This window comes from Streptococcus cuniculi (assembly GCF_004570575.1).
Taxonomy (GTDB): Bacteria; Bacillota; Bacilli; order Lactobacillales; family Streptococcaceae; genus Streptococcus; species Streptococcus cuniculi_A.
In genome coordinates this window covers 1-15,248 of the sequence record NZ_SPPD01000018.1, presented here as the reverse complement: position 1 = coordinate 15,248, position 15,248 = coordinate 1, and the positions used below count along the sequence as shown (strand labels likewise).

17 protein-coding genes and 1 pseudogene are annotated in these 15,248 nt (G+C 42.5%); 5 read left to right on the top strand and 13 right to left on the bottom strand.

Annotated features, from left to right (window positions below; genetic code table 11):
* Positions 1-31: 31 nt before the first annotated feature.
* A complete protein-coding gene (gene ilvN / locus E4T82_RS09960) occupies positions 32-508 on the bottom strand; it encodes an acetolactate synthase small subunit (RefSeq protein WP_135182674.1) in 477 nt (158 codons plus the stop codon).
* On the bottom strand, positions 501-2,204 hold the full coding sequence (locus E4T82_RS09955; protein WP_135182673.1) for an acetolactate synthase large subunit: 1,704 nt from the start codon (positions 2,202-2,204) through the stop codon (positions 501-503). Before E4T82_RS09955 ends, ilvN begins: the two co-directional genes overlap by 8 nt.
* Before the next feature lie 251 nt (positions 2,205-2,455).
* Here E4T82_RS09955 and E4T82_RS09950 point away from each other — a divergent pair, with 251 nt between their 5' ends.
* From E4T82_RS09950 to ilvD, 4 genes are all read left to right on the top strand, one after another.
* Positions 2,456-3,508: a bifunctional glycosyltransferase family 2/GtrA family protein gene (locus E4T82_RS09950; RefSeq protein WP_135182672.1), complete on the top strand. Its 1,053-nt coding sequence runs from the start codon at positions 2,456-2,458 to the stop codon at positions 3,506-3,508.
* Positions 3,495-4,400, top strand: a complete 906-nt coding sequence (locus E4T82_RS09945; protein WP_135182671.1) for a phosphodiester glycosidase family protein — start codon at positions 3,495-3,497, stop codon at positions 4,398-4,400. Before E4T82_RS09950 ends, E4T82_RS09945 begins: the two co-directional genes overlap by 14 nt.
* A complete protein-coding gene (locus tag E4T82_RS09940) occupies positions 4,381-4,779 on the top strand; it encodes a hypothetical protein (protein WP_135182670.1) in 399 nt (132 codons plus the stop codon). The genes E4T82_RS09945 and E4T82_RS09940 overlap by 20 nt, the downstream gene beginning before the upstream one ends.
* Positions 4,780-4,945: 166 nt before the next feature.
* Complete coding sequence (gene ilvD, locus E4T82_RS09935; RefSeq protein WP_135182669.1) at positions 4,946-6,661, top strand: dihydroxy-acid dehydratase; 1,716 nt, start codon at positions 4,946-4,948, stop codon at positions 6,659-6,661.
* A gap of 217 nt (positions 6,662-6,878) precedes the next feature.
* Here ilvD and E4T82_RS09930 read toward each other — a convergent pair whose 3' ends face one another.
* On the bottom strand, positions 6,879-7,220 hold the full coding sequence (locus E4T82_RS09930; RefSeq protein WP_135182668.1) for a metal-sulfur cluster assembly factor: 342 nt from the start codon (positions 7,218-7,220) through the stop codon (positions 6,879-6,881).
* A 191-nt stretch (positions 7,221-7,411) separates the two neighbouring features.
* Between E4T82_RS09930 and E4T82_RS13220 the strand changes: the two are divergent.
* Positions 7,412-7,733 (top strand): annotated as a pseudogene (locus tag E4T82_RS13220) (transposase); the annotation flags it as partial.
* Positions 7,734-8,052: 319 nt separating this feature from the next.
* Here E4T82_RS13220 and E4T82_RS09920 read toward each other — a convergent pair.
* The 10 genes from E4T82_RS09920 to E4T82_RS09875 all read right to left on the bottom strand — a co-directional run.
* The gene (locus tag E4T82_RS09920) at positions 8,053-8,778 is read right to left on the bottom strand and encodes a TipC family immunity protein (RefSeq protein WP_135182667.1); all 726 of its coding nucleotides are present in this window, start codon (positions 8,776-8,778) and stop codon (positions 8,053-8,055) included.
* A 12-nt stretch (positions 8,779-8,790) separates the two neighbouring features.
* Complete coding sequence (locus E4T82_RS09915) at positions 8,791-9,186, bottom strand: hypothetical protein (RefSeq protein WP_135182666.1); 396 nt, start codon at positions 9,184-9,186, stop codon at positions 8,791-8,793.
* Positions 9,183-9,596: a hypothetical protein gene (locus tag E4T82_RS09910; protein ID WP_135182665.1), complete on the bottom strand. Its 414-nt coding sequence runs from the start codon at positions 9,594-9,596 to the stop codon at positions 9,183-9,185. The genes E4T82_RS09915 and E4T82_RS09910 overlap by 4 nt, the downstream gene beginning before the upstream one ends.
* Before the next feature lie 13 nt (positions 9,597-9,609).
* Complete coding sequence (locus E4T82_RS09905; RefSeq protein WP_135182664.1) at positions 9,610-10,251, bottom strand: pre-toxin TG domain-containing protein; 642 nt, start codon at positions 10,249-10,251, stop codon at positions 9,610-9,612.
* Positions 10,252-10,729: 478 nt separating this feature from the next.
* Positions 10,730-11,257 carry a hypothetical protein gene (locus tag E4T82_RS09900; RefSeq protein WP_135182663.1) on the bottom strand — a complete coding sequence of 176 codons (528 nt, stop codon included), beginning with the start codon at positions 11,255-11,257 and terminating at the stop codon, positions 10,730-10,732.
* Between the two features lie 3 nt (positions 11,258-11,260).
* Positions 11,261-11,896 carry a colicin E5-related ribonuclease gene (locus E4T82_RS09895; RefSeq protein WP_135182662.1) on the bottom strand — a complete coding sequence of 212 codons (636 nt, stop codon included), beginning with the start codon at positions 11,894-11,896 and terminating at the stop codon, positions 11,261-11,263.
* Positions 11,897-12,215: 319 nt separating this feature from the next.
* The gene (locus E4T82_RS09890; RefSeq protein WP_135182661.1) at positions 12,216-12,602 is read right to left on the bottom strand and encodes a barstar family protein; all 387 of its coding nucleotides are present in this window, start codon (positions 12,600-12,602) and stop codon (positions 12,216-12,218) included.
* Between the two features lies 1 nt (position 12,603).
* A complete protein-coding gene (locus E4T82_RS09885; RefSeq protein WP_135182660.1) occupies positions 12,604-14,061 on the bottom strand; it encodes an RHS repeat-associated core domain-containing protein in 1,458 nt (485 codons plus the stop codon).
* A 103-nt stretch (positions 14,062-14,164) separates the two neighbouring features.
* Positions 14,165-14,719 (bottom strand): hypothetical protein, encoded by a 555-nt coding sequence (locus E4T82_RS09880; protein WP_135182659.1) that lies wholly within the window; start codon positions 14,717-14,719, stop codon positions 14,165-14,167.
* The coding region (locus E4T82_RS09875; protein ID WP_209304581.1) for a colicin E5-related ribonuclease at positions 14,697-15,248 on the bottom strand (552 nt) is incomplete at its 5' end. The genes E4T82_RS09880 and E4T82_RS09875, both read right to left, overlap by 23 nt.

Below are 15,248 nucleotides of genomic sequence, written 5' to 3'. Positions count from 1 at the left end.
AGCCAAGCAGCATTTTGATACCTGAGGAGGATTAGTCTCTGCTAAATCCTGTCGCTCCTGTACGAGCAATATTTTTGATACCGTAGGGTTGAATAACCCGTAATAGGGCGTCAATCTTATCCCCATCGCCCGTCATCTGAATGGTAATCGAGTGAGGGGCGACATCGACGACGCTGGATCGGAAGGGCTGAATAATCGCTAAAATCTCGGCCCGCTTAGCGGGTGGTGCTACGATTTTAACCAGAAGTACCTCGCGCTCCAAGTGGGGAATATCTGTAATATCTCGCACACGAACAACGTCAATCAACCGGTTGAGCTGCTTGATAATCTGCTCCACCTCGTCCATCGTCTTAACATCGATGATGACGGTGACTCTTGAGATTTCAGCAATTTCAGTTGGACCTACCGAGATAGATTCAATGTTAATCTGTCTGCGGGATAAGACCCCTGTAAAGCGGTTCAAGACCCCGGAGGAATTTCTCAATTTGGCTGTTAACATTCTACGCATGGAACTTCACCCCCAACATCTCTGCATTGCTCTTACCTGCTGGAACCATGGGCTGCACATGCTCTTTATTGGAAATATGAACTTCAATCAAGAGTGGTCTGTTTTCTTTTATCACTTCCAACTCCTCTGCCAGCCTAGCTGGATTGGTGCAACCTGCATAGCCAATCCCATAAGCCTCTGCTAGGAGCTTAAAATTCGGCTCTGCATCAAAGACAGACTGGCTGCGGCGCTCATCATAGAAAGACTCCTGCCACTGCCGCACCATGCCAAGGGAGTGATTGTTTAAGAGCACCACCTTGATTGGGACACCGTAGCCATTTAAAATAGCCAGTTCCTGATTGGTCATTTGAAAACCACCGTCCCCTACAAAGAGGACAACCTCCCGATGAGGATTGGCTAATTTGGCACCGATGGCCGCTGGAATCCCAAATCCCATGGTTCCCATGCCGCCAGACGTAATCAGCTGTCTAGCGTGTTTGTAAGGATAGAACTGGGCTGCCCACATCTGGTGTTGGCCCACATCGGTGACCACAATGGCATCGCCATTTGTCATCTCACCAATCAGTTCAATGACCTTCTGAGGCTTGATATAGTTGTCATCTTCATCGTAACCAAAGGGTGCACGGCGCTTGTTATCCAGAACATGACTGGTCCATTCTTCATGGTCGGTTTCAACCCTTTCTAAAGCCAGTAAGGCTTCAAGAGTTGCCTTGGCATCGCCCACAACTGGAATTTGAGTTTTTACGACCTTGCCAATCTCAGCTGGATCTATATCAATATGCGCAACCGTTGCATGAAGAGCAAAGGTGCTTGGATTTCCTGTCAAGCGGTCGTCAAATCGAGCGCCGATATTGATAATATAATCCGCATCTGTCAAGGCCATGTTGGAAGCATAAGACCCGTGCATACCACCCATTCCGAGTGATAAGTCGTGTTGAATGGGCATGGTTCCTAAACCGAGAAGAGTCGAAACAACCGGAATCCGATAGCGTTCTGCAAAGGCTACTAATTCTTTATTAGCATCTGCATAATTGACCCCGCCCCCTGCTAGAATGACAGGCTTTTTAGAAAGCGAAAGGTGCTGCAAAATCTTTTTCACCTGCAATCCATTCGGAGTAACGGTTGGCTGATAACTCGGCAAATGCACCGTGTCATCATAGTAAAACTCCACCATTGCTTCCTGAATGTCCTTCGGAATATCGATGACAACCGGTCCTGGACGACCTGTTGTGGCAATATGAACTGCCTCTGTAATGACACGGGGAATATCTGCTGCATCCCGTATCTGGTAATTGTACTTGGTAATCGGCATGGTAACCCCAATAATATCTGCCTCTTGAAAGGCATCTTTTCCGATTCCACGCGTTGCGACCTGACCTGTAAAGACCAGCATCGGTACGCTGTCGCCCATAGCATCCGCAATCCCTGTAATGGCATTGGTCGCACCGGGACCACTGGTCACTAGCGCAACGCCGATTTTCCCAGTTGACTTGGCATAGCCTTCTGCTTCGTGGGTAGCTCCTTGTTCGTGGCGGGCCAACACGTGCTGAATACCTTTAAAACGATAAATCTCATCGTAGAGAGGCAAGACCGCCCCGCCTGGATAACCAAAAATGATATCGACACCTAACCTTTTTAGGGTATCTAATATTAGATAGGAACCCGAACGTACTTCCTCTAATGGAATTTGATTCAACTCTCTTCCTCCTCTCGTCTATCGTCAGATATAGCTACTATCGTATCATCTTTCTGTTGGAAATACTAGATAAATGTACTTATCTACTATCATATCACAATGTATCATAAAGTCAATAGAATTTTCAGAAAATTCCCAACTTTACCCGTTTTCTTAAACTTTCCTAAAGTAGCTTTATACATTTTACCTTTTTTAGTTTCCTTTTAGATTTACTCGATATAGTAGTTCAATCAAAACGAAGGAGACATTCTATGTATACGATTTTGATTCCAGCTTACCAACCTGACGGTAGACTTCTCACTCTCCTCAAGGAAATCAAAGAGCGACTAACTTGTCAAGTTGTGGTGGTTGATGACGGTAGCACAGGAACGGCGCAATCCATCATCGAAGCTGCAACAAACTACGCTACAGTCCTCCACCATTCCCACAACCAAGGAAAAGGACAGGCGCTAAGAACAGGATTTGACTATATTTTATCGCTAGGAGAAGCCACAACGATTGTAACAGCTGATGCCGATGGTCAACACGCTCTTACAGACATTGACCGCGTTGCCCATGCAAGCATGAATCTACCAGGACATCTGATTTTGGGAAGCCGCCAGTTTAGCAAGGATACTCCCTTTCGGAGCCGATTCGGCAATCGATTGACCCGCTTTTTATTCCACTTGCAGACAGGAGTAAAAGTGGGTGATACTCAGACAGGACTGCGGGCCTTTCATCATTCGCTGTTGCCTCGCCTACTTTCTATTTCGGGCAATCGCTATGAGTATGAAATGAACATGCTGAGCGAATTGAGCCAACATGTTCCGATTACTGAAATTCCCATTCAGACCATTTATCTAGACGACAACGCCAGCTCGCATTTTCGTCCTGTTCGAGACAGTCTCTTGATTTACCGCAATCTCTTTGCCTTTGCGTTGACATCGTTTGGCGGATTCCTGGTGGACTATCTCGTCTATATTTTGGCACTAGGGCTGCTGACTTTTCTCCAGACTGGTCTACAGCTATTACTAGCCAACACATTGGCACGCTTAGCCAGCACCACCTGCAATTTCTCCCTCAACAGACGCTTCGTCTTTCAACATACCGGCAGCGTGAGAAAAACTGGAGCAGGCTATTTCACACTTGCCTTAGGGCTTTTTCTAGCAGATACAACCTTGCTCTATCTCTTTTACCAACTGCTTGGTATCCATCTTTATCTGGTCAAGTTGGTCGTTGGCGTTCTCCTCTTTTTCATCTCTTGGTTCATTCAACACCATCTTATCTTTCGTGAAAGGAAACCCATCACCCATGAACTTTTTTAAAAAACCATTTGTCTACGCTGGGCTCTTTAGTATCCTGCTGACAAGCGGATTTTCCTATTCCATGCTCAAGACCTTCGTCTTATCTGAAGCAATTGCAACTGTTCAAGCAACCAGCCAAAGCATGCCTCAGACTGAAGTAAGGGCTGCTGCTCAGGCTACAACTACTGAAACCAGCTATACAGACGACAATATCAAGGTTGAGGTTGAAACTATTCGAAGCAATGACACAACTGTCTATGTCGCAGATATTCAAGTGAGCTCGCCTCACTACCTCAAAACAGCCCTCGCTCAGAACACCTTTGGCACCAATATCACCGCTAAAACCTCTACTACTGCTAGCGCCAACAATGCTATCCTTGCTGTTAACGGCGATTACTACGGTGCTAATTCTACGGGCTATGTCATCAAAAATGGTGTCCTCTATCGAGATACGGTGCGTGACGATGCCGAAAATGGCGATTTAGCCATCTATGCGGACGGTTCCTTTAAGATCATTTACGAACATGACATCAGCGCTCAAGCATTGATCGATGAGGGAGTTGTCAACCTCCTTACCTTCGGTCCTAGCTTGATTGAAAATGGTCAGATTACAGTCGGCCAAGATACCGAAGTCGGTCAAGCTATGGCTTCCAATCCTCGCAGCGCGATTGGAATCATCGATGAAAATCACTATATCATCGTAGTTTCTGACGGACGAACCTCTGAGAGCCAAGGACTCACTCTCTACCAATTGGCGCAAGTCCTACAATCCTACGGTGCCAATACTGCCTATAATTTAGACGGTGGTGGCTCGTCTACCCTCTATTTCAACGGGCAAGTCATCAACAAACCCACAACTCGTGGAACGATTTCAGAAAGGGCGGTGAGCGACATTGTCTACATCGGTTACTAATTCATCTGTAAAACGCATCAAAAAAATAAGCCTAACCTATCTCAGTTTGATCCTTTTCCTCTTTCTCTTTAGTCGAATCTATGAGAGCCTCAGTTACGGCGAAGTGTCCTTTTTCATGCACTACCTCTTTGCTGTCCCCCTAATCGGCGGTAGCTTACTGCTACTAGCATTCTATCTTTTCCCGCAACTTTCAAGACTCAGCTTTAACCTGTGGAATTCTGGAGTAGCAGTATTGACAGCGGGCTTTCTCCTCAGAGGAATCATCAATCTATCTGGTCGGTCAACCACTCTGGATTTGCCCTACTGGTACATCGGTGGTTGCTTGTTGCTCCTGACCATCCTGAGCCTGTTTCTTTCAAAGACAAAAGCTCCAGTCTGAGCCACCATCATCCATTCTCCCTCGCTGTCCATAAGAGATTGAGGGGATTTTTACAGCATTCAATTGATAGAATTTTCAGAAATTACTAATTTTTTAATCAAACGGCTTTTTCTCACACAAATATATGCTATAATGGAAGAAAGAAGAGACAAAGGAGAGACTTGCTATGCCAGAAAAAGATACTCTTAACCAGCTTAAACATCGTAGCGCTGTCTATGATTCAATGGTCAAATCCCCCAATCGTGCTATGTTACGGGCTACAGGGATGACTGATGAGAGTTTTGAAAATCCGATTGTCGGTGTCATTTCAACATGGGCTGAAAATACACCTTGTAATATGCACTTGCACGACTTTGGAAAACTAGCTAAGACAGGAATTCAAGAGGCAGGTGCTTGGCCTGTTCAATACGGAACCATTACTGTTGCGGACGGAATTGCTATGGGAACACCCGGAATGCGCTTCTCATTGACCTCTCGTGACATTATTGCAGACTCTATCGAAGCAGCTATGGGCGGTCACAACGTTGACGCTTTTGTCGCGATTGGAGGCTGTGACAAAAACATGCCAGGCTCCATGATTGCCATTGCCAACATGGATATTCCAGCGATTTTTGCTTATGGTGGAACCATCGCTCCGGGAAATCTCAATGGAAAAGACATTGATCTCGTCTCCGTCTTTGAGGGAATCGGGAAATGGAACCACGGCGATATGACTGCTGAAGAGGTCAAAGCCTTGGAATGCAATGCCTGTCCAGGTCCCGGCGGCTGTGGGGGAATGTATACAGCCAATACCATGGCGACCGCCATTGAAGTAATGGGCATGAGCTTGCCGGGTTCTTCTTCACACCCTGCTGAATCACCAGAAAAGAAAGCCGACATTGAAGAAGCTGGTCGCGCAGTTGTCAACATGCTGAAAATGGGATTGAAACCCTCTGACATTATGACCCGCGAAGCCTTTGAAGATGCTATTACTGTCACAATGGCGTTAGGAGGTTCTACCAATGCGACCCTCCACCTACTTGCCATTGCTCACGCTGCAAACGTTGAGTTGACCTTGGAAGATTTCAATGATTTCCAAGAACGAGTGCCACACTTGGCTGACTTGAAACCGTCTGGAAAATACGTTTTTCAAGACCTCTATGAAGTCGGCGGTGTCCCAGCAGTCATGAAATACTTGCTCAAACACGGTTTCCTACACGGCGATCGTATCACTTGTACAGGGAAGACCGTTGCTGAAAACTTGGAAGTCTTTGACGATTTGACACCTGGTCAGAAAGTCATCATGCCTCTTGACAATCCAAAACGCGCTGATGGACCGCTCATCATCTTGAAAGGAAACTTAGCCCCTGACGGAGCCGTTGCCAAAGTTTCAGGAGTGAAAGTGCGTCGCCATGTTGGTCCTGCTAAGGTATTTGATTCTGAGGAAGAAGCAATCGAAGCCGTATTGTCTGATGAAATCGTAGACGGTGATGTAGTCGTTGTCCGTTTCGTTGGTCCAAAAGGTGGCCCTGGTATGCCAGAAATGCTCTCGCTCTCCTCTATGATTGTCGGTAAAGGCCAAGGGGACAAGGTGGCCCTCATCACGGACGGTCGTTTCTCAGGTGGTACCTACGGTCTCGTTGTCGGACACGTTGCTCCTGAAGCGCAGGTCGGAGGTCCTATCGCCTATCTCCGCACAGGTGACATGGTAACCGTTGACCAAGACACCAAGGAAATTACCATGGCAGTATCCGATGAAGAAATCGAGCGCCGCAAGGCGGAAACCACACTCCCACCACTCTATTCACGAGGAGTGCTTGGAAAATACGCCCATATCGTATCTTCTGCGTCTAAAGGAGCCGTGACAGACTTCTGGAAACCAGAAGAAACAGGGAAAAACTAAGGAAATAAAGAACAACCCAGTCAATTGACTGGGTTTTCTAGAAACATACACGAGGTTGGGACAAAAGTCCAAGCCTAAATATAAAAAAGCGAACAAAACTAGTTTTCTCCCCCTCAGAATTCTATTTTGTTCGCTTTTTGTATCTAAATTATCAATTTGAAGATTTGATGATAAAGAATCTCAAAAATCAAAATCTTTTGTCCTAGACTCTTTCTGCCTATTTTGGACTGATACCTAGGGTGATGCGCCCAATGCGGCTGATGCGTGTCATCTTCCAAACAGGGGACCAGACCACTTCAATCCCTGCATTTTCAATGCCGTCAATTTTCTTTAGGGCATCAATCAGCTCCTCTGGCAAGGTCTCCGAACAAGAACAACCTGCATCCGTAAAGGTCATGACCACCTTGCAAAAGCCATGTTCGTCCAGATTGATTTCATAAATCAAACCTAGATTGTAAATATCGAGTTCAATTTCTGGATCAAAAATGCTTTCCAAGGTCTCAATTAACTGGTCTTCAAGCGCCAAGGCACGATCATTGATTTTGATGTCGTCTCTCATCTTCCACCCCATACAACATGATTTTTCCTATTCTCTCATATTTCATAAAGATTTTCAAGAATGATTGAAAAGTTTTCACCAAAACAGTCCACTGGACCTGTACTCGCTTTCCTATTTCTAGGCTCGTGAAAGAGTCTGGGACAAAATAGTCCGCAATCAATTAAACGACTTTACCACTAGAACTTGCTTGTATTTTGCCACAAAACCATTGTCTTTACTATCGAAAAAGTCGTGAATACCTTGGAGGATAGTCACTTCCACGCCTTCTATCATGACTTTGGTCGCCCGTCTTATCACCCTAAAATGCTTTTAGCTGCTCTGCTATTTGCCTACACACAAGGAATTTTATCTTGATGAAAAACCGAAAAAATAATGATTGAAAATATCGCCATGCAGTATCTAACAGGTCAGTTGGTGGTCAGCTACCGAACCATCAATCGTTTTCGAGTCGCTTCGGGGATGGAAGACCTCATCCGTAATCTTTTCATCGACCTCAATCTTCGTTTAAAAATAGGTTTCATTTGTCTGATTGTTCAGATACGAGTTTCTACCATGTCCATAAGAGTAGGTCTCCCGAGCTTTCAGGTCATGATCATAAGTGTAGGTCAGGTTGGAGAGTTCCCTTACCGTCCTTGTCTGGAACCATCATGGTCTAAACCTGACCAAGCGTATCGTATTTAGAGCATACCGTGGTGATGTGAAAAACACCTATGGAGAGTAGCTCCATAGGTGGGTGGGGAGCTAGGAGAAAGAGGACGGAAAACGAGTAATAATCTTTAGCGTTTTCAAAGTCCTCGCTGACTAGCTCAAGCGCTTACAGCACCACGGAATACTATTTGAATGTATCCAACCGTTCTATCTTAACATTTCCTAGGTTGTCAAAAGAATATCGTTGGCTGCCTTTTTCAAACCAAGGTTTTAACAAGACGTCATTCAATACAAAATCCGACTTTTTCTTTAGCCACTCCTCACTAATTCCATAAGGTTTAAGGTAAGATAAAATCTCTGACTTACTATTTAGACTTGGCTGCCCAGTATAAATAGTGGCACGTCTCCTATAAACATCTTCTTTATTAGTGACCCCTTTTTCTTGAAATACGATTTCTTCATGTTTCATGACTTGTTTAACATAAGTATCTGATATATCAGAAAAAGCGATGCTAACTATCTCTTGGATACTATTCTCAGTATAATACCAACTAATAAAAAGGTAACTGTTATCAGATAGTTGTCGTCTATATTCCAATAACATAATTCCCTCTCTATAGACATTTAGTTTTGTGTATTCTTGACTTTCCAATAAGGGATTTGAAATTCTGAATCCTGCCCAAGTATCCTCTATGCGCAAGCCTTGATAACTTCCTAAGACTTTTCCTAAACTAGGCAGCTTTACAAGTCCATCCGGATAGACCTCCGCATAATTCATTTCTTTAAAGACATTATCTAATGATTTATATTGCTTATCGTACTCTACGTGCATATATACTTTATACGAGAGAATAAGCAGAAGCGGAATGGCAACTATATAAAGCAGCCTTCTCATCGTTTTCTTTTTCATCTAGTCACCTTTCTATTCACTATAGTCTGACTTATGTCGTACCAGATGCCCAATAAAGTTATAGGCTACTGGATTCTTCGTGCGTAACTGGATAAGCGCATCTCCGTCACTATTAGCTTTAATCCCAACTGTACCATAAATCGTCTGCTTAATATTCGATAAACCGCCATTGTTTTTGACAAATAGATCAGCTCGATTATATCTTCCTGCTGCAATACCATCATAATACTGGGTACTCGCGGTCGCATAATCACTATTATTTTGCTTCATCAATGCTACAATATTCACCGCATCTAGGTCAGCTTTATAATCTGGATTATTGAGGCTTATATTTCCTAGGGTAATATCTCCAAGCCAACCAGATAAATGATTAGTGTATTGGTGACTGTTCGTTCCTTGACCTTTCATAACTCTAATAGAATATCCTCAGCGTCTAATGGCTCAAAACCAAAGACTACCGAATTCGCCTGTGATTTAAAGGCTTGTAATTTTTCCAATATTTTTTGACTACTTATCCGATACTGTTCCAAGCTATAGGGAAAATCACAGGTGATTTCCACTGCGGAGAGACTACCTGAAATAATTAGTAGCACATCTTCTATGAGTGGACCAATTGAGATATTTTTCAAGTGGAAATAGCATGTAGCCGGTTGAGTAAAATAGTGACCAAAGTCTATACTTTCATAGTGATAAATATCTCGATTTTCTATAAAAAAGTGACAGGAAATAATATTTTTAGCATTAAAATCCATTAATGTTAAAATATTCTCTATATCTTTAGCTACAACACCTTTCACACTAATTTCAAATCTTTCCATTGCTGTCCCCCTATTATTGATCAATAAATCCCTTAAAAGTACCATCTAAGTTTAAGCGAATTCCACGCTTATCTGGTAACTGTTTTTGATAAAATTGAATTCCTCTATTATTGGTAATCTTAGTAAAAGATCCTGGTGCTTCAATAATATCATCAATTTGCTTCATAGCCTGTGCATTAATACTCGCAGAGTTTCCGCTTACTCTTCCCCAAATATGTGGATTTCTTCCAGCATGTTTCTGTAAAGCATGTCCTGCAACAGTTTCTCCACCAGCATTCCTAATAGCAGAGGCACTATTTTTTACGATATCAAAATTAATAACATCATCCACGGCATCCGCAGCTTTCAGAGCCTTAGAAGCGCTATAAGCCCTCGTCGCATCACTAACGTCGTCTACTGTGTCAATCGTTTTAGCGGCTGTCGCTACTTTGCCAACTTTGCCAACTTTCCCTAATTTGGTAATTGGAAGTAAATATCCAGCCAAATCAAGGGCTAATCCTCCAGCTGCTAACAATCTATTGGCTTTATCCCCTGTCACAGGGTCTTTTCCAGTCAATACACGCTTGACATTATACCAACCACTGAGTTCACCACCGAGCGTCTTAAAAAGTTGTAGCGTTGCTTTCCTAGATGCGTCTAGTTCTTCATCGGTCATCAATTTCGGCCCAACAGAAGCGTTAGACTGAGGTTGGTTACTTGTACTAGAAGTTCCACTCCAACTGGCAACACCACCTAAACGAACTCCATAATTACTGTCACTGACACGGCTGGCATTACCTTTCTTTCTTGTAGATTGACCAGAAGTAGTTGAGTGATAACGGGAACTTGGCCCAGCTGTACTATCCCAGCTGGCAACTCCTCCACCTCCAAAGCTAATAGGTTTAGGAGTTGACCCTTTATCTCGTGCCTTGTCAGGCTTTACGATGACAAACTAGAAAATGCCGTGGTGATGTGACAAACACCTATGGAGGGGAACTCCATAGGTGGCGGGGAGCTAGGAGAAAGAGGACGGAAAACGAGGAAAGCTTTCAAGCGTTTTCAAAGTTCTCGCTGACTAGCTCAAGCGCCTACAGCACCACGGAATTTCTTTAATAGTCAATCAACTAAATAAACATTTCCTTCCTCTTCTCTGCTTATTCTGATAGTACCTCAAAGCAAAAATAACCATATGGCATTGATTCTATATCTAGCTTATAGAATTGATGTAACCATTTCATCATCTGAGGAATCCCTCTATTCATTAAGAAAGACATGTAAGATTGAATACCTCGTTGAAAAAGTACAACATCTGATTTCTCTACCAAGAAATGGCTGGCCTGCATATCTTCAAAAGTGATGTATTGCTCTAATAATTTATAATCAGAATCTGGCTCAAGCCAAAACATCTGTGCTTTTGCAAAATTCTTCTGTTCTTCTACTGTCACAATATCACGACATTCTATATACAAATGCGCCATGTCAAACTCCTCTTGAAAATCTAATTTTTCGTTAATATAAAATGGAGTGACATAAATATACTTAGTTGTTGTATTTGTTTTTATTATTTCCTCAAGTAAATGAAACAAACTTGTTAGAGTAAGATTTCTTGTATACATTGAATTATAGTAAGTTGTATGAAAATATATCAATTCATTGATAGTTCCTATTGGTTTCTTAATCATATTTTATTGAGGACCCTTCCAGTCTAAATCAGATAATTTTGAAATTTGAATAACTTTCCCATTGCTATCATCTACCGCTACATAGTGAATATCATCAATGTAATAATTTGTTACGCTACTATTAGTATAACTATTATATCCCTTTGTCGTTTTGACTGGGTTATTAATCGTATCAGCTATCATTTGATTGTTCCAACCACGCTTAGAAACTTGATTCGCGTACCCTCCTTTTTTAAACTTATCACTATAAATAATATCGTCCGCAGTAACAGATTGTGAAGCAATTTTATCTATCAATCGCCCTGCATCCCCCACATCATCAATGGCATCCGCGGTTTTCAGACCTTTAGAAGCGCTATAAGCCCTAGTCGCATCACTAACATCGTCTACTGTGTCAATCTTTTTAGTGACTGTCGCTACTTTGCCAACTTTCCCTAATTTGGTAATTGGAAATGCATAGGTTGCCACATCAAGGGCAAGCCCTCCAAGTGCTAACAATCTATTGGCTTTATCCCCTGTCACAGGGTCTTTTCCAGTCCATACACGCTTGGCATTATACCAACCACTGAGTTCACCACCAAGCGTCTTAAGAAGTTGTAGCGTTGCTTTCCTAGATGCGTCTAGTTCTTCCTCGGTCATCGATTTCGGCCCAACAGAAGCGTTAGATTGAGGTTGGTTACTTGTACTAGAAGTACCATTCCAACTGGCAACACCACCTAAACGAACCCCATAGCTAATAGGCTTAAGAGTTGACCCTTTATCTCGTTCCTTGTCAGGCTTTACGATGACAAACTAGAAAATGCCGTGGTGATGTGACAAACACCTATGGAGGGGAACTCCATAGGTGGGCGGGGAGCTAGGAGAATGAGGGCGGAAAACGAGGAAAGCTTTCAAGCGTTTTCAAAGTCCTCGCTGACTAGCTCCAGCGCCTACAGCACTACGGAATTTCTTTTAATAATCAATCAACCAAATAAACATTAAATGACTTTTTCTTACCTTCAACAACATATTTTTCTACATCTCTATCCCACCATTTTACTGTATCTTTGAGGATAGACAATAGGATCTGTCTAAAATCTGAGTTACTACTAAAAATACATTGCTGATTAGTAAAAAATACATAAGTAATATCATTTTTTATCCAATAAGAATCACTTAAAACATCTCTTAAACCTGCCCAATTCGTTACTTTTCTCTCAATCTGGAAAGATTGACATATATAGTTTATAGCACTATCTTTGTCTTGTAACAACTTGCCATTTAGGGTAAGTATACAAGCTTTTTCCGGAATATTAAAAATAATTTCCTTTTTTTCAACCATGCTAATTGTTTTAAAAATATTCATATTACTCTACCTTTATAAAATTATCATAATGATTCCAAGTATAATAAACATTGCCGTCACTACCCCTAACCAGCCTCTGACTGTCACGTCCCGTGGAGCCTGGAATATAGCTATTTACATCATACTCTTTATAGGTAATTCTGTTTCCTGACGAGTCTAATTCTGGAAGATATAAATCTTCATTGTCAAATTTCCTTCCAGCTGCTGTCTTAGGAGTCTGCCCCTTATAATTTCCTTTCCAGCCAACTCCATCATACCCTTTATAGGCATCTTGCACATTCTGAGGTAATTCATCTAGTGATTTAGTGCCTCTTAATCCTTTTACACTATCCCCCACATCATCAATGGCATCCGCGGTTTTCAGACCCTTAGAAGCGCTATAAGCCCTCGTCGCATCACTAACATCGTCTACTGTGTCAATCGTTTTAGCTGCTGTTGCAACTTTTCCTATTTTACCAACTTTGCCAACTTTCCCGAATTTGGCAATTGGAAATGCATAGGTTGCCAAATCAAGGGCTAATCCTCCAGCTGCTACCCATCTATTGGCTTTATCCCCTGTCACAGGGTCTTTTCCAGTCCATACACGATTGATATTATACCAACCTGTTACTTCACCACCAAGTATCTTAGTAGCTTTAACTGTGGTATCCCAAACCTGTTGATTATCAGCGGCTATCTGAGCTTTCGTCCGTTTAGAGGTTCCAACCCCATCACTGATATTAAAGTTCCTAGCTAGAGCATGTACCGCAGACATATCTCCTGCATTCGCCTTGTTGACTAGGTCTTGAAGCTCGCTATCAGTCAGTCTCTTCGTCTTGCCATCATCTTTACCTTTTGTACTCTTCGGATCACACACATGTCGCATCGTGTCTGCCAAGGCTTTCGTCCAGTTTAGTGCGAGATTGCCTGCTTCACGAATATGGAAAGCGGCTTTTGCTCCGACAGCTGATGCATAGTCACTTCTAATCTTCGCTTTCTGCGCATCTGTATAATGGTTTGGTTGAACTTTCATCATCGTATGCTGGACAGTGGCTACAGCCGCTCGGACAGTAACGGAAACAAACTGAGCAGTTGTCTTAATCGGTGCCACAATCATAGAGGCAAACCTCTTTATGCCAGCTATGAAAGCAGACGCACTCGAAGCGGGTTTTCTTCCTCCATCCATGGTGGTGAGGACAAGGCTATGCCCACTTGGGTCGGTGTAGTTGACAGGGTTATTCTGGACATAGGCATAGCGATTCTGGCTGAGGGGATTAGTGAGCTCTCCCTGATAGCTGTCCTCTGTCAGGAAGGTGCCCGCTCTGCTATCATAATACCTTGCCCGTAAGTAGTCTAATCCTGTGACATCTCTTGCTTCACCGTTGTAGGCAAAGGGATTACCTGTCTCATCTGTCGTGGTCTTGGTTGCACCGTAGAGATTGTAGCTGGTTGACGCTACTGCCTCACCACTTTTGGTCAAGCCTGTGACAGAACCTGACTGGTTGGTCAGATACTGGTAGTCATGACCTGTCTGGTTGTTCAGGTAGGAGTTTCTACCATGGCCATATAGGAAATTTTATTCTCTAACTAGAAGAGATTTCAAAGCGAAAATAACCATATGGAAGGTCTTCAGGATCCAACTCACGTATCTCATATAGCCATTTCATCATTTGTGGAATGCCTCTATCCATCAAAAAGGACATGTAAGTTTGAATACTTTTCCGAAAACCTATAACATCTGAACTTTCTAGCAAGAAATGACTTTTCTGCATATCTTCCAAAGTGACGTATTGCTCTAATAATTTATAATCAGAATCTGGCTCAAGCCAAAACATCTGTGCTTTTGCAAAATTCTGCTGTTCTTCTACTGTTACAATATCACGGCATTCTATATACAAATGCGCTATGTCAAATTCCTCTTGAGAATTTGACTTCGCATTTGCATAAAAAGGAGTAATAGAAAGATAAGTTGTTGTTTCTCCTGCTTGAATAATCTCTTCAAGTATATTAAATAAACCGATTAATGCTGGATATCTGCGATACTTAGAGTCACAATAAATCGTATGCAAATAAATAAGCTCATTGATTTTTCCTTTAGGTCTCTTTATCATTTGTCTATTCAGGTCCTCTCCACCCACTGTCTCCTAAATCAGCAATTTGAATAACTTTCCCATTGCTATCGTCTACCGCTACATAATGAATATCATCAATGTAATAATTTGTCACGCTACTGTTTGTATAACTATTATATCCTTTTGTCGTTTTGACTGGGTTATTAATCGTATCAGCTATCATTTGATTATCCCAACCACGCCTAGATACTTGATTTACATAATCTCCTTTTTTAAACTTATCACTATAAATGATATCGTCCGCAGTAACAGATTGTGAAGCAATTTTATCTATCAATCGCCCTGCATCCCCCACATCGTCAATGGCATCCGCAGTTTTCAGCCCCTTAGAGGCGCTATAAGCCCTAGTCGCATCACTAACATCGTCTACTGTGTCAATCGTTTTAGCGGCTGTTGCTACTTTGCCAACTTTCCCTAATTTGGCAATTGGAAATGCATAGGTTGCCAAATCAAGGGCAAGCCCTCCAAGTGCTAACAATCTATTGGCTTTATCCCCTGTCACAGGGTCTTTTCCAGTCAATACACGCTTGACATT